The organism is Streptomyces sp. NPDC047049 (assembly GCF_040643995.1).
Lineage (GTDB): Bacteria > Actinomycetota > Actinomycetes > Streptomycetales > Streptomycetaceae > Streptomyces > Streptomyces mooreae.
This window is the reverse complement of sequence record NZ_JBEYVM010000005.1, coordinates 17,640-35,429: the sequence shown is the minus strand read 5'-3', so window position 1 is coordinate 35,429 and position 17,790 is coordinate 17,640. Positions and strand designations below refer to the sequence as shown.

The window sequence follows — 17,790 nt, the reverse complement described above, 5'->3', positions numbered from 1 at the left end:
AGCCGGCCAACGTCGTCGGCGAGCTCGCCGATGAGAGGCGTGCGGAACTCGCCGCGGCAGCCGTCCAGCACGCCAGGCACCCATGCGAATGCCTCGGGGGGCGTTTTCGCGCTGATGACCGGGCTCAGGCCCGGTACGCGGCTGTCGCGGCCTCGATGAAAGACCGGATCAACGGGTTGGTGTCGCCTTTGTTCCACACCGCCACCACTCGGCTCGGCGCCATGTCGGTCAGCGGCACCGCGACCAGCTCCGCGTGCAGGTCGTGTCCGAGCGGGGCCAGGCCGACCGTGCCGTTCCACAGCACGGCCTGCAGACATTCCTGGACGGCGCGCACCACCGGGCCCTCGCGCGCGCTGCCGCCGTTCCAGTACGACTGCCAGAGGGGGTCGGTCCCCTGGGGGAAATGGAACCAGCGGCGGTCGTTCAGGTCGGCCAGCCGTAGTCGGTCGTGGTGGGCCAGCGGATCGTCGGCGCGCAGGACCACGCCGACCGGATCCGCCCGCAGCTCACGCACGGTCAGGGCAGTCTCGTCGAACGGCGCGCGAGTCAGGGCGACATCGACCAGCCCGGTGCGCAGCCCGCAGGTCGGGTCGGTCAGGTCGGTGTCGCGGATGCGGATGTCGATGCCGGGGTGGCGTCGGCGGTATGCGGCCGCCAGCCTGGCCGCTGCCGGGTCGGTGCCGTCGCCCAGGATGCCGACGGTGATGGTTGAGGCGCCGGCCGCCGCGCTCACGCGTACGCGCACGCGGTCGGCGTGGTCGAGCAGGGCCCGGGCCTCGTCGAGCAACACCGCGCCGACCGGGGTGAGCGTGACGCCGGCGGCCGAGCGGGCGAACAGCAGAGCCCCGACGTCGGCCTCCAACCGCTTGATCGCCCGGCTCAATGGCGGCTGACTCATGTGCAGTCGGGTTGCGGCGCGGCCGAAGTGGAGTTCCTCGGCGACGGCCACGAAATAGCGCAAGGTACGTAGCTCCACGCTGCAACGATACCCACGAGGTATCGGCGCCGCGGAATGGGTCTTGGACAGGCGCGGGGCCTTGGCCGTGCACTTGTGGGCATGACCGAAGAAGCAAAGACCAGTGAGCCGCAGGCCGGACCCGCCGTCTCGGTGGTCGGTCCCGGCGACGGCGAGACCATCGTCCTGGGCCCCACACGCATGCGCATCCTTGAGGACGGCAGCCGCACCGGACACCGCCTCGCGATCGCCGAGTCCGTCCTCGCCCCGCACACCCAGGGACCACCGCAGCACCGCCACGCCGAACACGACGAAGGCTTCTACATCCTCTCCGGCACCGTGCGGTTCACCGTCGGGGACGAGGACCACGACGCTTCCGTGGGCACGTTCGTGTTGGTTCCGCCCGGCACCCCGCACACCTTCGCCAACCCGACCGACCAACCCGCCGTCATGCTCAGCACGTTCACCCCCGATCTGTACGTGCAGTACTTCCGAGACCTCCAGGATGTGCTCGCCACCGGCCGGCCGCTGACGCCAGAGGCCGGCATCGACGCGATGAGCCGCTACGCGACCACGCCCGTCGCCGACTCCACCTGACGCCGGCGGGAAGGCCGGGGCGCGCTCCTCCCGACCGGCGGGCCGGGGCGCTCCCGACTTTCGGCGGCAGGTCCCTGCCGGTCACCAACCGGACCTCCGCCGGGGCTTTTCGGCTGCACCGATCTCCTTGACCTCAAGCGGACTTCAGGTAGGAGTCTGTGATGCATGAGAAACGACACCGCCGCTTTCCACGGCTCTTTTCCTGCACACGCCGGTTCGTCCGGTCCGCAGCAAGCCGAGGCCGGCCCGCTGTCCGGTGCCACGCTCGATGAGCTTGCCGAGAAGATTGCCGCCGCGGCAACGATCGTCGGCATCGGAGAGTCCACGCGAAGCTCCCGGGAGACCTTCGGGGTACGGGACCAACTCTTCCGCAGACTGGTCCAGGACCACGGGTTCCGGGCGCTGGCCATACATGACAGCGTCCGCATCGCCGCCGTCCTCGACAGGTACGTGCACGCAGGCGAGGGCGATGCCACCTCCGCGCTGGCCAACGCCTGGCGTCCCTGGCGCACCGCCGAGATGGCCGCGGCCTTGGAGTGGATCCGGGCGTTCAACCGGGACCACCCGGACGACCCCGTCCGGATCTTCGGCGTCAAGCCCGTGCAGGCGCAGCCCGAGGACTACGACGCCGTCCTGGATCACGTACGTGGGTCGGCCCCGGAACGGCTGGCGGAGGTGGCGTCGCACCTGGAACCGATCCGGACCGCTCACCGCATCGATGAGCACGTACAGCGCGCCCGGAAAATACATCCGGGGCGCCCGTTCGCCGACCATGCCCGCGACGCGCTCGCGCTGATCCGGTCCTTGCCCCACGCCGACCATGACGACGACGTCCTGGCACGGATGCGTCTGATCGCGGACTTCCATGAACGCAGCGTCGCCGGGCAAGGCTTCTCCGCGGACGACGTCGCCGTACGGGCCGGGGCGATCGGCGACTACCAGCAGCGGACCGGTCTGCGCGTGGTGTACTGGGACGGGATCGCTCACACTTCGGCGGCCGCGGTGACCAGCCCGCCGGCTCCTGAGCATGGTCCGCAGCCCAGCGAAGGCAGTCTGCTGCGCCAGCGGTACGGCGCACAGTACGTCTCGGTGGCGATCGGGTTCCATCACGGAGATCTCGGGGTCGCCACCGTCCCGGAGCCGACCGGCGATCTGATCGACGCGAAGCTCGGCGAGGTGGATCTGCCCGCCCACTGGCTGGACCTGCGCCACGACACGGCACGCCGCCGATGGGACGGACCGGCGAAGGCCCGTGTGATCAGCGGGGTCTATGACCCGTCCCGCGACGCCGCCGGGCACATCGCCGTTGCTTCCCTCGCCGATGCATTCGACGTGCTCATCCACATCCGCCGGGTGACTCCCGTGCGATGGCTGCCGTGAGCGGGACCCACTGACGAGATGAGCGCCGGACACCCACCGCGCACGACCCACCGTGCGCGGCCTGATCCGCGTCAGGCAGGGACGACCCAACGGCACTGAACACCGGTCAGCTCCCGCAGAGCCGCCCATCGAGAATCGCCGTGACCATGCACAGGAGCTGTTCACCAGCCCGCTCGACGCTCCCGTTCTGCGCACTGACCTGGGCTCCTTCCAGTGCGAAGGTGACCGCGGCTGCCGCCCCCGCGGGATCGGGCACCCCCGCCCGCGCGCAGAGTTCGGTGATACGCCGCACCTGGCCGGCCTTGTGCTCCGCGATCAGCCGGCGCGCGGGATGATCGCGGTCGGGCAGGGCGGCGATGGTGTTGACGAACGGGCAGCCGCGGTAGGAGATCTCGCAGAGTCCGTCGGCGAAATACCGTGTGACGTCCAAGATTTGCGCCCGGGGGTCATCCGGGTGGGCGCGCGCCGCCTGGTCGAGGACCGCCGTGTAGCCGGCGGCGACGATCCGCAGCCACTCCAGGATCAAGGCGTCCTTCGTGGTGAAGTGGCGGTAGAGCGCCATCTTGGTCGTCCGAGCGCGGTCAGCGATCGCCTGGACGCCGACGGCGTTGATCCCCTCGCGCGCGAAGAGCTCCTCCGCCGCGTCGAGAATCCTTTCCCGCGGGGGCAGTTCGGCGATCCGTCGCTCGCGTCCCGGCTGCGCCTCGCCGCCCGGACCGTTTCCGGCGGCGGGCTGCTGCTGCCTGCTCGACATGGCCATCGACCCTCCTTGATCCCGTGCTACGTTACCACCCAGTCCCGCACGATACCGAGCGGTATCGCATGGAACTTTCCGTTATCACCAGGGGCCGGGGAGCAGCAGGATGGAACTTTCGGAGTACGTGCGCTACGACGCGACAGGGCTGACGGAACTCGTCACCCGCAGGGAGGTCACCGCGGCGGAACTCGCCGAGGCGGCCGGGCGGGCGATCGAGGCGGTCAACCCTTTACTGAACGCGGTGGTGGAGAGCTGGCCCGCTGAGGGCGCTCCCGCAACCGGAAGCGCACCGCTGCACGGAGTACCGTTCCTGATCAAGGATCTCGCCATCGCGATGGCGGGCAAGCGCTCGGAACTGGGCAGCCGTCTCGCCGCGGGCCATGTCGCCCGTGCGGATTCCTCGCTCATGCGGCGCATTCGCCGGGCCGGGCTGGTGACGCTGGGACGCACCGCCACGCCGGAGTTCGCCTACAGCACGACCACCGAAAGCATCCTCTACGGGCCCACCCGCAACCCGTGGGACCCCTCCCGTACGCCTGGCGGTTCCAGCGGAGGATCTGCCGCCGCGGTGGCATCGGGGATGGTCCCGATGGCGCACGCCACCGATGCCGCGGGATCCATCCGAGTCCCGGCCGCCGGCACCGGCCTGTTCGGACTCAAGCCCACCCGCGGCCGGGTGACGATGGGACCGGACACCGACGAGGTGTTCAACGGGCTCGCCGTGCACGGGGCGCTCAGCCGCTCGGTCCGCGACAGCGCGCTGCTGCTGGATCTCGTCCAGGGCGCGGAGGCCGGCGACCCGTACTCCGCCCCGCCGCCCACGCGCCGCTACACGCAGGAGGCCGACCGCGACCCGGGCCGGCTCCGTATCGCGGTGCTCACCATTCCCTGGAGCGGCCGAACCGTGGACGCACCGATCACGGCGGCGACGACGCGGGCCGCGCACCTGGCGGAATCGCTGGGACACCATGTGGACCATGTGGAGAGCGCCGAAGTACGGCTGGGCGTCAACTGGGAGGACTTCGTCCTGGCCAATGCCCGGATCTGGAGTGCCAACCTGGTCACCTGGATCGACGACTTCGCCGCGGCCTTCGGCCGGCCCGTAGACGCCTCCACCGTCGAGCCCGAGATGCTCGCCTCCTACGACTACGGACGCCGGGTGACGGCAGACCAGTTCGTGCGGGCGCTCGCCGTCCGCAACAGCGTGGCCCGGAACCTGGCCCGCTCCTTCACTGTTCACGACGTCCTGCTGACCCCGACCCTGCCGGAACCGCCCCGAACGCTCGGCACCTACGCACAGGGCCTGAAGGACACCGACGGCCGCTCCTGGATGGCCCACCTCTTCCACCGCTCCCCCTTCACCGCGGCATTCAACGTGGCGGGCACGCCTGCCATGTCCGTCCCTCTGGAGAGCGATCCGGCCACCGGAATGCCGATCGGCATACAGTTCGCCGCCGCCTACGGCAGAGAGGACATCCTCTTCCGACTCGCGGGCCAACTGGAACGCGCACGCCCGTGGGCCGGGCGCCTCCCCGAGGTGTGGGCCGGAAGCATACGAGCCTGACGTCACGCCCCCGGACAGCTCCCCAAGTGAAGCCGACTGGCAGTCCCGCCGCCGGCTTCGCTTCGCGGTCCGAGAGTGGCGGATGTACCCGGCCGCGTCCGCCCGTGCCGGGGACCGCGCCGAGCTTCCGCACGACATGTCATGTTCCGGCCGCCCGCATGTCCGTCAATGACTGGTTCTCGCCTGGTCGGGCATGGCCGCTGCTGCGAAGCTCAGGTCTTCGCAGAAGGCCCGATGCCGCACAAATTGCCCTTTTGGGAAAGGAATCCGCATGCGCGTCAGACTCGTCACGGCCGTCGTGGCTCTCTCCGTTGCACTGGGTGGTACCGTCCTCGCCGCACCCGCCGCCCAGGCCGCGGTGCACCACCCCTCCGTGGCACCGGCGACCAAGGCAGCCGCACCCGGCTTCAACGTCGGCGGGATCTGGACCCTCTACCAGAGCAATTCGTGGAACGCCACGCTCTCCGTGACCCAGGACGCCCAGGGGAACCTCACCGGCATCGCCAGGACGGGAAGTGCGTCGACGGGCACCATCGAGCAGGGGTTCGTGGATGGTTCCTATATCTCCTTCGTCATTGCCTGGAACAACGGCACGAAAGGCCGCTATATAGGCTCCCGCGGCGCTGACGGCCGCCTCAGTGGAGTCACCTCCCAAGTGGGCAATTCCGCCAACCAGGCGACGTGGTACACCACTTGGTCGTTCTGACGGGGCCCGTACCTCTCCTGCGTGGCCCCGGTGCAGGAACACTGGGGCCACGCCTCAGCCGCGACCCTGACGTCCCGCCGGGCGAGCGGGATACCCGGACACCCACTACGGGAGCGCTTCCTCGCACATCCCAGTCGTCATCTCGCCCGCGGTGTCCGGGCGGCGGGCACGAAGTATGGCGAGGGCCATGACGAGGGTCCACGCGTCCAGCGCGTAGGCGGCGATCCGTTCCAGGCCGCCCAGCCCGGTTCCGGGGTCGTGCTGACCGAAGAACATCCATGCCGCGAGCACCGCGACGACAGCTATGGAGAGGGTTACGCTCCGCAGTCCGCCGAAGAGAGAGCTGCGGGAGGAAAATCCGGTGAGGAGGAGCCCAAGATTTCCCAGTCCCATGATGAGTAGTGCGCCGCCTACATGAAGATTCTCGTCGATGTCTGCAGGGACAAGGCCCACGAGAACCCACCCACCGGCACTGATGGCGAGCAGAATTCGGGAAGTTGCCGATATCCCCCCGCGGCCCCAGCAGGCTCCGGCCAGCAGCATGCCGACGAACAGCAGTACTCCGTGCACGGCGAAGCCGGCGTTCATGGCGTCGTGCAGCGGCGAACACACATACCGAGGGCGGGAGTCGTCCCATATTCGGCAGCTGACATTGCCGAGATCGCTGATGTTGTTCTCCGCCCAGCTGTAGGGAGTCCGCCAGCCGGCCTCCACGACCAGTTGCACGACGAGGAACTGCACGACGGCAACGATCCATGCGGCCGCACCGATCCTTGTTCTCATGGAGGTACGGAATGCGGAGTGCGGCACGGATCTCGTTTTCATCATGGCCTTTCAAGCGCCGAATCATTTACCGTTTCTGTTGTGAACTTTTTCAGACGACGGCGCTCCTGCGCATCGCTACGAGGGGGGAATTCGGAGCCCCCGTAGGGGGAGCCGGTACTGGCTAATTCGGGGGAGGCGTGCCAAGGGGCCCCACAGGTACGGTGCAGGCCGTGATGCTGTCGGTCACCGGCCCACGCGGCCCGGTATGCCTGGTGGTGGATCGGCTGCAGCTCAGCTGAAGCGGGTCACGGTGAGGCGGAGTCGGGACTCGCTGCCGAGGATGGGGTGGACCACCTCGGGCATCGGGATCTCGGTGTGCAGGCCTTCGCCGTCCTCGGTCATCCGACAGGGTTCCGTGGCGATCGGGTCGATGTCGTCGATGCTGCCGGGGACTGCTGAATTCCATGCCGCCCAGGCCTGCGCTCCCGGCTCTTCGTCCGAGCCGCGTCGGCCGACGTCGACGATGAGCGTGTCCTCCCAGTCGGGCACCTGCTCAAGGTGGTCCTCCCAGAAGAACCGGCCGCTCTTCTCCACGAGGTGGAAGACGCGCAGCACCAGCGTGTAACGGGAGCGGAGCGTCGGCCGGTCCTCCCGGCCGCCACGGCCGTTGACCGGGTCGAGGAGGAAAGCGGTGGCCAGGGGTACGGCGCCGGTGTCGCCCTCCGCCGAGCCGTGCTGGGCGGCTTCCTGGTTCAACTGGATGGGGCAGTAGTGGGCCGCGCGCTGCTCATGCATCACGGTCGGCAGGCCCCGGACGGCCAGCCGCACCTCTGCTTGCCACACCCGTGATGCACCGGAGGTCTGCTCGGGCAGATCGAGGCCGCGCAGGTCTGCCCGCACCTGGTAGCTGCCGAAGAGGAAGCGGCGCAGGTTCTGGTAGCCCTCTTCGGAGTTCACCAAGCCGTAGCGCCCCGAGTGGGAGCGGTGGATGAAGGCCCGGTGGGCGTTGCGCACATAGGCGTTGTCGATGTGGACCAGCCCGTCGCTGCGCGGTCCGACCGCCTTCTCGACCACTCCGTAGTCGGCCGCGTTGGTCCCGACGGCACAGAACACCCGGCGCGCGTCGAAGGCCCCGGCCGGGATCTCGTGGGGCCGCCAGCCCGGCGGGGGATCGTCGCCGTGGGACGCCCCGGGGGTCAGATAGGCGTACATCCGGTCGGGGGCGAAGATATCCGATCCATTCGGCCCGAAGGTCTCCATCGCCCAGTCGACGAGCCCTCCGCCGAGGTCGAAGGCGATGCCGCCGTGCGGGGTGCCGTAGGTGAAGAGCTTGTCCACGAGCTCGCTGCCGGCGCGCCGGGGTTCGCCCGTGCGCGGATCGGGAGTGCGGGAAACCTTCTGGATCATGCAGCGGGCGAGCAGGCCGCCCATGGAGTGGGCGACCAGATGCACCTTGGGGGCGCCGGTCTTGCGGCGGACGAGCTGGACGAAGTCATAGAGGCGTTCCGCCGCCTTTTCGAGGTCGAATTCCTCCGGCGTCGTGGTGACGGACGTACCGAAGGTGGACGCGGCGTAGTCGTAGAAGCGGTGCACCCAGATGGACTCGGGCGCGATCGCGCCATCGGCCTGCGACTGGAGATACACGTGCTGGTCGCCGCGCACCAGGAGCTGATAGCCCTCGTCACTCATCAGCCTGAGCAGGGGCCCCTCGAACTGGTAAAAGCGCGGCGTCCCCTCCGCGCCGACGCGAATGTGGGTGGCACCGCTGTTGAGCCCGTAGAAAGGGTCGTCGACCTGCTTGTCCACACCGCTCGGCGGACCGGCATATCCCCGCAGGTAGATGATGGGCGATCGCTCCGCCATGTTGAGACGCCCTCCCGAGGCACGTGCGGCCGGTGAGGCCGGTGGGCGGTCTGTCGGTGATGAGGCCAGGTTGCGGCAGGAGCGTGCGGAGCACCAACCCGTCCGAGCCAGACGGGGGCCCGAGCCAGGTGCCGGCCCCCGGTCGCAGATGCAGACGGACGTGCCGTCGCCTTCACCGGTCAGTGAAGGGCGGGCGCTCCCCTGCCCCGCGTAGTGCCGGTGGCGCTGTGTTGCGGGCCGTCGCGCCCGGTGAGACGGTTTTACGGGGGGATCATGCCGACGGCCTGGCATTGGACAGCCTTGCAGGCGACGGCGTTACGCGTCGATACGCGACTGATCCGCGCCCACCATTCCTGGCGCCTGACACTCCGTGAATCGACGCGCGTCCACGAACCGGAAGCGCACAGAGAGCGGGAAAATCAATGGCGAACGGACCCATGGGCAGGCGCCCCTTCGGCGAGCGTCCCGGTCACCCCAATGGCCCCGTCACAGGGCAGGGCACGGAGTACACAGGTCGATACGTGGTCCTGCTCGACCCGGGTGACCAGGAGAGCGGGCTCAACGCACTGCGTTCCTCCGCCGATATCGCGTCCGTCGAACGTGTCCGGGGAACCGATGCGGCGAACGTCGCCGAACTCCTTGAACGCCCCGATGTCTCGGTGCTCTTCGAGGAACTCGGCGCCGCCGTCGTCGAGGTACGGCCCGAACAGCGCCACGCGCTGGTGACCACGGCCGAGGCGGAATCCTCGATCATCGCGGCGGAGCCGGAGCGCATGGTCTACGCCTCGCCGATCACCGCTCCCCAGCAGGCGCCGACCGAGTTCTTCCCGGCCTACCGCAGCGACGAGGAAGTGGTCGCCCATCACACCAGGGCCGAAATCGCCGCCGCCCAGGGGCCGGCCATGGACGAGCAGAAATGGACCTGGGGCCTGCAGGCGATCCGGGCCAATCTGTCCAGCCTGACCGGACGCGATGTGAAGATCGCCGTCATCGACAGCGGCGTGGACACCGACCACCCGGACCTGGCCGGGCGCATCGAGGCCACGGTCTCCTTCGTACCGGGCGAGACCGTCGAGGACGGCCACGGCCACGGCACGCACTGCATCGGCACCGCTGCCGGTGCGGCCAACCCCCGGCAGGGGCCCCGCTACGGTGTGGCCTGCGATGCCAAGATCCTCGCGGCGAAGGTGCTCAGCAACGCGACGGGCAGCGGCACCGACGGCCAGATCCTGGCGGGTATGGCCTGGGCCGTCGCCCACGGGGCGCGGGTGATCTCCATGTCGCTCGGCGCTCAGGTCCGGCCGGGCGAGCTCTTCCCGCAGACCTACGAGAAGCTGGCTCAGCGCGCCCTCGAACGCGGCACGGTGATCGTCGCTGCCGCGGGCAACGACAGCCATCGGCCCCCGGAGATCCGGCCCGTCAGCCGGCCCGCCAACTGCCCCTCCATCCTCGCGGTGAGCGCGCTCGACAAGGCGCTCACGCCCTCGTTCTTCTCCAACGGCGGCATCAACGGGCAGGGCGGCGAGGTCAACATCGCCGCGCCGGGCAGGGACGTGCACTCGGCCGCCCCTGGCGGCGGGTACCAGGTCATGAGCGGCACCAGCATGGCCACGCCGCACGTCGCGGGCGTCCTGGCACTGCTCGCCCAGGCAAACCCCAACGCTTCTGCGGCCGAACTCAAAGTCAGTCTGATGTCCGGTGCCTTCCCGCTGACGCAGCCCGTCAGGGACGTCGGCTCGGGTCTGCTGCAGGCGCCGTGATCGAGTCCTCCCGGTCCGCGCCGGTCGGGGTCATCCTCGCGGTCGACCCCGGCCGGTTCGCGGAAGTGGTCGAGGCCTTGCGACGGGCCGGGCTGGCGGTCACGGGCGAGCAGGCGGCCCTCGGCACGCTCTCCGGCACCGTCGCGGAAAACCGGATACCGGCCCTGGAGGCGGTCGACGGCGTCGAATCCGTCGACCGGGAGCGCACCATCCACCTTCCCCCGCCCGACTCCCCCATCCAGTGAGTCCCCATCCAGTGAGTCTTGCTCTGTCTCCAGCCGGCACCTGTCTCTAGCCGACGGTGTCGCTGCCGCGCCGTTTCGCGTCGGACGACAGCGGGCCGGAGGCGGTGTGCCGGTCCGGCGGGACCTGCTGAGCGAAGGCCTGCAGGGCCACCTCGCTGTCCGGAGGCACGACGGCCATCAACCCGCGGTCCTGCGCCTCGGCGACCGCGGGGGCGGCGGCGCTTCCTTCGGGGACGAAGGCCAGGCGGACGTGCCCGTCACCGGAGCCACGGCGGTCCACCGGCGCGACGGCACCGTGAGTGCCGTCCGGCAGGGTCACCCACAGCTGGAAGTCCTCGTACCGGACGAAGTCGGCGCCCTTCACCGGCCAGGGGTAGTGGTGTTCTCCGGGCACGCTGGGAAGGATGCCCTGGTGGTTCCCGTGACTCAGGGGCACACAGGCATTGAACAGGGAGTCGGTCCACGCCTCCACGCCGTCAGCGTCCCTGATCGGCGTGCGCAGCAGTTCCTCGGCGCGCCGGTAGCCCAGTTCCGCCAGGGCGGGCAGCGTGAGCGGGAAGGCATCGACCAATTCGGCGGCATCCTGCCGGAGCCGGTCCACTTTCCCGGGGTCGGCGCAGAACTGCATGCTCCACTCGATGCCGACCCGGGCGCGGTACATGCGCCAGCCGCGGGAGCCCTTGACCCACAGGCTGCCGCCGTGGTGCATCTCCCAGCGCTCGGAATTCCTCGGCTCCTGGTCCGGATCCATCGGCCTGGGCCCGTAGGGCAGGTCGGCGTCGTCCATGGCGTGAAGGATTTTCCGGGCTGTCGTTTTGGCGGCCCGGAAATGCGACGACTCAAAGCGTTTCGGGTGCTCGACCAGACGAATCTTCCACGGATGGTTTTCCGATTCGATGCCGCCCGGCCGGGGCTGAGGGTGGCGGCCCATGGCTCAAATCTCCTTGGCTCGGCCTCACGGGCCAGCCACCGGCTCGCGGGGCGAAACTCCCCCTGTTTCCATCGTGCTCCGCGACCCGGACGGACGCGACCGGAGAGCGATGGCCGGAGACGTCTCCAAGATGACCGGAGATGTCTGCAGCAAGCCTCGTCGGCGAGCTGAGCCTCGTCACCGGTCCGGTAATGGTGCTGGAGGTCTCCGAAAAGGTGCTGGATATGGGCTGGTTGGCGTCCGGCCGTGCGGTTGCGGGGCATTCGGGGGAGAGTAGCCTGGAGTTGATGTGCTGACGGTTCTGGAGGTAGGCGATGTTCTCCCGATTTCTGCGGCGCCGCAAGCCGCATCGGCTCGTCCTTCTCGGTAACGGAAGTCTGATCCACGGCTTCAGCGGTGGATTCTACGACGGTCACGGATACCAGCACTGACACCGTGCGTGCGTGCTTGCGTCCACGGTGCACGCAAGCTCGCACGGTGGAATTCTGGAGGATATGCGGTGGCAGAGGAAACCGATGCCCTGGCAGCCATGGCGAGGATCCTGTCACCGCATTGCCGTGTCACCCGGCTGTCCGACGGAGCGCTGATCGCGGACTGGAAGCGGACGCGCTTTGTCGGATTGCCAACGGCGGAAATCCAGAAATTCTCCTCCGGAAGCCCTGAGGAACGCGCCGAACTCGTCACCGGTCTGATGCGTGCCGGGTGCGCGACGCGCCGCCGGAAGAAAACCCCGGACGGTGCCATCCGCGTCGGGCTCTGGCTGGGTGGGGTGCACCTGCTGATCCGGACGCTTGGATTCGGGCGCGTCCTCCGGCTGGTCTCCTTGGCCGCCCCGGGTTACGCCCGTGCGGACCTCCCCTCCACGGAGGAGGTAGGACGGCTGAAACGAGCGGTGCAGTCACGCAGCAGCAGAAGCTGGCTCGTCAACGGCGACTGCAAGTCCGAGGCAGTGACGGCCTTCGTCCTGCTACGGCGGTGCGGACTGAAAGCGGTACTCCACGTCGGCGTGCATGAACACCCCTTCGCTCTGCACGCGTGGACGGCCTCGGGCGGCCTGTGCGTCCCCGATGCCGTTCCGCGCGGGCACACCTTCACACCGGTGCTCTCGATCGACGGCGGAGGACAGTGACGTGGAAGCGCTCCGCCTTGAGTGGGCCGGGGGCGCACCGAGGCTCCGGACGAGCGAGGTCATGACACGTCAGGGACTCGTGACGACGGTCTTCTCGCGGGCCGGCACCGCGGCCGTGGTGGGCTGGGTCGGCTCGGCCCGTGAGCGGGCGGCGGGCGCGCGCGGCCTCCTCGACGACTCCGGCAGGCAGGGCGCCGCCCCGCCCGTGCCGGCCGGCGACTACGCGGCTGTTCTGGTGTACCGCGACCGCATCCTTCTGATGCGCGACGAGCAGGCACGCGTCCCGCTGTTCTTCAGGGAGCGCGGTGGCCGTGTGAGCGCCGTCAGCACCTCGGTCCGCTGCCTGGGGAGCGTCACGGAGCTGGCACCCCGCTACTTCTGCCGGTACCTCACCGGGAACCTGGCGCAACCGCACTCGGACCTCACCCCTTTCGCCGGGGTGCACCGTGTCCTCGGCGGTGAGGTGGTCGAACTCTCCCCCACCGGGCAGCTGCGCAGTCGTACGCCGCGGCGGGCCCGTCGGGCCACCGACCCGCCCGAGCGGACCGCAGACGGCTCCTGCCTCGACGGGGCAGCGCAGGAGTTGCGTCGCGCGCTGGAGAACGCTGTCGGACGCCGCATGGGCACGACGACGGCATGCCATGTCTCGGGCGGCACCGACTCCACCAGCGTCGCTCTGCTCGCCGCGCGCCTGCTGGCCGCGGAACGGGGCGACGCCGGAGACCTGGTCCTGCTCGCCGGGCGTTTCTCCCGGGGGGAGCTGGCCACGGAGCGGCCGTACCTCGACGTCGCGATGGAGGAGATCCGCCGTCACACACCCGCCGTCCGCCCGGTGATCATCGATGCCGACGACGTGGCCGACTTCGACGACTTCCCGCACCATGCGGGGGACGCCGACGAGCCTCATGCGCACGCCTTCCGCGCCCCGTTCTGGGCCAGGCTGCACGCCGCGGCCGCGGAACTGGGCTGTGACACGCTCCTGACCGGCTGCGGGGCCGATCCGATCGCCGACGCCAACCCGTTCCACCTGCACAGACTGGCCCGCACGGGAGCGCTCCGGCAGATGAGCGAGCAGGCACGCGCCTGGGCCGCGGAGAGCGAGCAGGGCTTGCGGGACATCGTCCGCGCGTACGTGGTGCAGCCGGCCTTCCCGCTGGCAGCCGAACGGATCACCGCGCTCCGCGGCGGCGGAACGGTACTCGGCGGCCTCGGCACCTTCAACCGCCCCCGATGGCTGCGATCCGGATTCGCGCGCGCACACGGCTACCGGGATGCGGGCATCGCGGAGAGCCGGTTCATGTTCGGGCGCAAGCCGGAACGGTCGCTCTACGAGGCAGCCAACTACGTCGCCGCTCCCGACCTGCTGTCCTGGCAGCGCGCACGACGGGACGGGTTCTTCCTCTCGCACCCGTTCCTCGACCCGGAGGTCGTCGCCACGATGCGCCGCCTGCCCGCCGCAGCCACCTCCCGGCCGGGCCGTCCGAAGGCCGTTCTCCGTGCGGCCATGGCGGATCTCCTGCCCGCCCCGATCCACGACAGGGCAATCAAGGTGCCCTTCAACGACCTCTACGCCCGGGGCCTGCGGAGACACGGCGATGAGCTCATCGCCCTGTGTCGCTCCGCCCGGCATCCGCTGGTCACGGAGATGTTCGACGTCGAGACGCTGTGCCGGGCCGTGCGGGAGGCCCAGCTCGGCCTGGGGGACTCGTACTCCTGGGACCGTGTGAACAGCTCGCTCGCCCTGGTGGCCTGGCTGGAGCGACTGGACCGGCGATCCGGTGCGCCCGGCGCGGCGGTGCCCGTCAGCGCTGGCTCTTGATGTCCCAGAGGGTTCGCTCCACCGGGCCGGTGACCAGGGAGGTGAGGCCGTACCGGCTCGACACCTCGCTCTGTTCCGCCGGGGTGAGGTGTCGGTTTTCCTCGCCTCTTCGCGTAATGGATGAGTACACGTTCGCGCCGTGCGTACCGAACTGCCAGTAGACGGTGATGAAACGCGGATCCCTTGTGTGTTCGTCGAGCGCATTGTTCTCGTGGACCCTGGCACGGTAGATAAGAGAGTCAAGACCACTCTTCTGTTGCTGCTGCAGTTGCTCCTTCACCCATCCGGGGACTTTTGCCCTGCGCCAGGAGTACGCCACGAAGTTGAGTGGCGGCTCCAGCACGAGTCGGTCCTTGCGCGCGAGGCTCGCGGTGGCATAGAAGGCCACCTGGTCGTACGGCGTGTTGATGGGAAGTTGCACCACCATTCGCGTGGCGTAGGTGTCGTTCGACTCAACCCAGCTTCCCTGGGCCATCCACGGTTTCGCCTCGACCAACTCGCCGGGCTGGTGAATCTCCCGGCGGGAGAGCGGGTTCACATCCGGGGAGTTGGGCCACTGCTCGGCATCGCTTCGCCACTGCCGGCGGAGCCGGTCCTTCGGGCTCAGCGGCACCTGTTTCCCCATGGCGTGGAACTCGGCGCCGAGCACGTAGAAACCCACGTCGCTGTGGTTCCGGATAGTGATGTCGACCGGTATGGCGAATGCCGTGCGGTCTTTGCTCAGTACCGGCTTTCCCATGGACACCGTAATGAGAGGCGTGGTCTGTCGCTGGTACGGCTGAAAGAGGTTCTGGTAGCCGAAATTGGCGATCGCGATGACAGAGGAGACGATCACCGCGGCGGCCACCCGTTTCGGAGCAGGGATCACGACCGATGTCCGCCATACCGCGAAGACGGCGTATGCCGCACCCGCCGTGAGCAGGCCGAACACCACCGGGTAGGCCACGGAGTCGCCGTCCTTGACCGTCTGCGCCAGGAGCATGGCGTTGGTCAGGAAGGACGCGAACGTGCCGATCAGCGCGACCAGGCCGGAATAGGGGAAGCTCTGCCGCATCCAGTGGTCCAGGACCGCGGCGACGCTCACGAGCGTGGTGAACGCAACCGCGAGAAGGACGGCACCAGTGAGGCGACCGGCGAAGGTCAGATCATGTACGAAGTCCTCAAGGCCGATCTGGGCCAGCAGCAGCGTGGTCATGAGGAGGACCAGCACGATCACTGCCACGGTCACCCGCGACTGCCAGGTTCTCATCGAGGGCTGTCTCATTTTCGGGCGCGCACGGGAGTGAGCCCTGGGGAAGTCCGCACGCGATCACCTCCTGAGGCCGCCGGTCGTGCGCTGCACGTGCACAGCGCGGACTCAGGAGATCTGCCGCCGCGCCGAAGGTTCGACCACCATCGTCCGCGGCGAGCCATCAGGTCGCCATCCGGATACCCCCGGACGTGCGAGCCGGAGCAGCCTTCCCGCGCAGGGCCACCTCGGTGAGGGCGCCTCAGAGGGCGAGTTCGGGCCGGTAGTGGTCCAGCCACAGGGCCAGGTCGACGACGCATTCGAGGCGGAGGCGGTGGCCCCATTCCAGCCGGTCGGGCGGGGTGTCCAGGCAGGGTTTGAGGTGGGTCTCGTCGGCCAGGGCGCGGACCTGGCCGTCGGCCAGGGCGTCGCGGGCCAGGTCCTGGAGGCCGCGGTTGTACTCGGGGTGGTGGGTGGCCGGGTAGTGGTTCTTGGGCCGGTGCAGCACGGAGCCGGGCGCGAGCCCGGCGCCGGCGGCGCGCAGCAGGCTCTTCTCCCGGCCGTCGAAGCTCTTCAGCTTCCAGGGCGTGGCGAAGGCGTACTCGACGAGGCGGTGGTCGCAGTAGGGCACGCGGACCTCCAGCCCCTGAGCCATGCTCAACCGGTCCTTCCGGTGCAGGAGTTGACGCAGCCAGCGGGTCAGGGACAGGTGCTGCATCTCGCGTTGCCGGTGCTCGGCAGGGGTTTCGTCGTCGCGGTGCGGTACGGCGGCCAGCGCGCTGCGGTAGGTGTCCGCGCGGAACTCCCCGATGCGCAGGTCGAGCGCCGGGTTGAGCGGCATGGCGGCCTCGTCGCCGGTGACGAGGAGCCAGGGGAAGGTGGGCGCGTTCAGTGCCTTCGCGGAGTGGAACCAGGGGTAGCCGCCGAACACCTCGTCCGCCGCCTCGCCGGACAGCGCCACGGTGGAGTGCCTGCGGATCTCGCCGAAGAGCAGATACAGGGAGGTGTCCATGTCGCCGACCCCGATCGGTGAGTCCCGTGCCACGACGACCGCCTTGCGGTGCTCGGGGTCGAGCAGCGCGAGCGGGTCGAGGACGACTGTGCTGTGTTCGGTGCCGAGGTAGGTGCCGGCCTCGGCGGCGTACGGGGTGTCGTGGCCGGTGCGCAGGACGTCGCCGGTGAACTGCTCGGCCTGGTCGCTGTAGTCGACGGCGTAGGAGCGGATGCGGGCGTCCGGTCCCTCGCGCAGCCGGAGTTCGTCGGCGAGCAGCGCGGTCAGGACCGTGGAGTCGATGCCGCCGGACAACAGGCTGCACAGCGGGACATCGGCCTCCAGCTGGCTGCGGGCGGCCGTGCCGACCAGCTCACGGATCCGGTCGACGGCCGTGTCCCGGTCGTCGTCGTGAGCGTCGGCCGCCAGCTGCCAGTAGCGGCGTTCGCGGATGCCGTCGCGGTCCAGCACGAGCAGGCCGCCGGGTTCCACCTCGCGCACCCCGGACCACACCGTCGGCCCGGTGTTGAACAGCAGGCTGTACGCCTCCCGGAGCCCGTCCGCGTCCACCCGTGGCCGGATCTCCGGATGTGCGAACAGGGCCTTGGGCTCGGACGCGAAGGCCAGGCCGCCGTCGACGGCTGCCCAGAACAGGGGTTTGACGCCGAGGCGGTCGCGTACCAGCAGCAGCCGCTGAGCACGGTCGTCCCAGACGGCGAGCGCGAACATGCCCTCCAGGTGGTCGGCCAGATCCGCACCCCATTCGGCGTACGCGCGCAGCACCACCTCGGTGTCGCTGCGGGTGTGGAAGCGGTGCCCCCGGCCGCGCAGTTCGGCGCGCAGCTGGTGGTGGTTGTACACCTCGCCGCTGTAGCTGAGCACGGTGGCCGGGCGGTCGGGCCGGTCGGTCATGGGCTGCAGGCCCCCGGCCGGGTCGATGACGGCCAGGCGGCGATGGCCGATCGCGGCGTACTCACCGAGCCAGACGCCGTACGCGTCCGGGCCTCGTGGTGTGAGGGTGGCCGTCATGGCTTCGAGTACCGGGCCCCGGGTGCGGGTGTCGTGGTGGAAGGACACCCATCCGGTGATTCCGCACATAG

Annotated in this window: 16 protein-coding genes; 9 read left to right on the top strand and 7 right to left on the bottom strand. The window is 69.5% G+C overall.

Annotated elements, in window-relative coordinates:
- Window positions 1-124: 124 nt before the first annotated feature.
- The gene (locus ABZ851_RS14530) at window positions 125-976 is read right to left on the bottom strand and encodes a LysR substrate-binding domain-containing protein (RefSeq protein WP_361126362.1); all 852 of its coding nucleotides are present in this window, start codon (window positions 974-976) and stop codon (window positions 125-127) included.
- Between the two features lie 81 nt (window positions 977-1,057).
- On the opposite strand from ABZ851_RS14530, the gene ABZ851_RS14525 reads away from it, so the two are divergent.
- Together ABZ851_RS14525 and ABZ851_RS14520 are read left to right on the top strand one after the other, a co-directional pair.
- Window positions 1,058-1,552: a cupin domain-containing protein gene (locus tag ABZ851_RS14525; protein ID WP_361126359.1), complete on the top strand. Its 495-nt coding sequence runs from the start codon at window positions 1,058-1,060 to the stop codon at window positions 1,550-1,552.
- Between the two features lie 165 nt (window positions 1,553-1,717).
- Window positions 1,718-2,932 carry an erythromycin esterase family protein gene (locus ABZ851_RS14520; RefSeq protein WP_361126356.1) on the top strand — a complete coding sequence of 405 codons (1,215 nt, stop codon included), beginning with the start codon at window positions 1,718-1,720 and terminating at the stop codon, window positions 2,930-2,932.
- 106 nt (window positions 2,933-3,038) lie between these two features.
- Here ABZ851_RS14520 and ABZ851_RS14515 read toward each other — a convergent pair whose 3' ends face one another.
- Window positions 3,039-3,686 carry a helix-turn-helix domain-containing protein gene (locus ABZ851_RS14515; protein ID WP_361126353.1) on the bottom strand — a complete coding sequence of 216 codons (648 nt, stop codon included), beginning with the start codon at window positions 3,684-3,686 and terminating at the stop codon, window positions 3,039-3,041.
- A gap of 109 nt (window positions 3,687-3,795) precedes the next feature.
- Between ABZ851_RS14515 and ABZ851_RS14510 the strand changes: the two genes are divergently transcribed.
- Window positions 3,796-5,253 carry an amidase gene (locus tag ABZ851_RS14510; RefSeq protein WP_361126350.1) on the top strand — a complete coding sequence of 486 codons (1,458 nt, stop codon included), beginning with the start codon at window positions 3,796-3,798 and terminating at the stop codon, window positions 5,251-5,253.
- Window positions 5,254-5,524: 271 nt separating this feature from the next.
- Window positions 5,525-5,959 carry a hypothetical protein gene (locus ABZ851_RS14505; protein ID WP_361126347.1) on the top strand — a complete coding sequence of 145 codons (435 nt, stop codon included), beginning with the start codon at window positions 5,525-5,527 and terminating at the stop codon, window positions 5,957-5,959.
- Between the two features lie 105 nt (window positions 5,960-6,064).
- Here the strand turns inward: ABZ851_RS14505 and ABZ851_RS14500 are convergent, their stop codons facing one another.
- A complete protein-coding gene (locus tag ABZ851_RS14500; RefSeq protein WP_361126344.1) occupies window positions 6,065-6,742 on the bottom strand; it encodes a DUF998 domain-containing protein in 678 nt (225 codons plus the stop codon).
- 273 nt (window positions 6,743-7,015) lie between these two features.
- Window positions 7,016-8,587 (bottom strand): hypothetical protein, encoded by a 1,572-nt coding sequence (locus ABZ851_RS14495; protein WP_361126341.1) that lies wholly within the window; start codon window positions 8,585-8,587, stop codon window positions 7,016-7,018.
- Between the two features lie 422 nt (window positions 8,588-9,009).
- On the opposite strand from ABZ851_RS14495, the gene ABZ851_RS14490 reads away from it, so the two are divergent.
- Window positions 9,010-10,347 (top strand): S8 family serine peptidase, encoded by a 1,338-nt coding sequence (locus tag ABZ851_RS14490; protein WP_361126338.1) that lies wholly within the window; start codon window positions 9,010-9,012, stop codon window positions 10,345-10,347.
- Window positions 10,344-10,592: a hypothetical protein gene (locus ABZ851_RS14485; RefSeq protein ID WP_361126335.1), complete on the top strand. Its 249-nt coding sequence runs from the start codon at window positions 10,344-10,346 to the stop codon at window positions 10,590-10,592. Before ABZ851_RS14490 ends, ABZ851_RS14485 begins: the two co-directional genes overlap by 4 nt.
- A gap of 46 nt (window positions 10,593-10,638) precedes the next feature.
- On the opposite strand, the gene ABZ851_RS14480 is transcribed toward ABZ851_RS14485, so the two are convergent.
- Window positions 10,639-11,523 carry a DUF6424 family protein gene (locus ABZ851_RS14480; protein ID WP_361126332.1) on the bottom strand — a complete coding sequence of 295 codons (885 nt, stop codon included), beginning with the start codon at window positions 11,521-11,523 and terminating at the stop codon, window positions 10,639-10,641.
- A 140-nt stretch (window positions 11,524-11,663) separates the two neighbouring features.
- Here ABZ851_RS14480 and ABZ851_RS14475 point away from each other — a divergent pair, with 140 nt between their 5' ends.
- The 3 genes from ABZ851_RS14475 (at window position 11,664) to ABZ851_RS14465 (ending at window position 14,471) form a co-directional block, all read left to right on the top strand.
- Window positions 11,664-11,819, top strand: coding sequence for a hypothetical protein (locus ABZ851_RS14475; RefSeq protein WP_361126329.1), 156 nt, complete (start codon window positions 11,664-11,666; stop codon window positions 11,817-11,819).
- A 203-nt stretch (window positions 11,820-12,022) separates the two neighbouring features.
- Window positions 12,023-12,652: a lasso peptide biosynthesis B2 protein gene (locus ABZ851_RS14470; protein ID WP_361126326.1), complete on the top strand. Its 630-nt coding sequence runs from the start codon at window positions 12,023-12,025 to the stop codon at window positions 12,650-12,652.
- 61 nt (window positions 12,653-12,713) lie between these two features.
- A complete protein-coding gene (locus tag ABZ851_RS14465) occupies window positions 12,714-14,471 on the top strand; it encodes an asparagine synthase-related protein (RefSeq protein WP_361126323.1) in 1,758 nt (585 codons plus the stop codon).
- On the opposite strand, the gene ABZ851_RS14460 is transcribed toward ABZ851_RS14465, so the two are convergent.
- Window positions 14,455-15,720 (bottom strand): hypothetical protein, encoded by a 1,266-nt coding sequence (locus ABZ851_RS14460; protein WP_361126320.1) that lies wholly within the window; start codon window positions 15,718-15,720, stop codon window positions 14,455-14,457. The genes ABZ851_RS14465 and ABZ851_RS14460 overlap by 17 nt on opposite strands.
- 241 nt (window positions 15,721-15,961) lie before the next feature.
- Window positions 15,962-17,788 carry an asparagine synthase (glutamine-hydrolyzing) gene (gene asnB, locus ABZ851_RS14455; protein WP_361126318.1) on the bottom strand — a complete coding sequence of 609 codons (1,827 nt, stop codon included), beginning with the start codon at window positions 17,786-17,788 and terminating at the stop codon, window positions 15,962-15,964.
- Window positions 17,789-17,790: the final 2 nt, after the last annotated feature.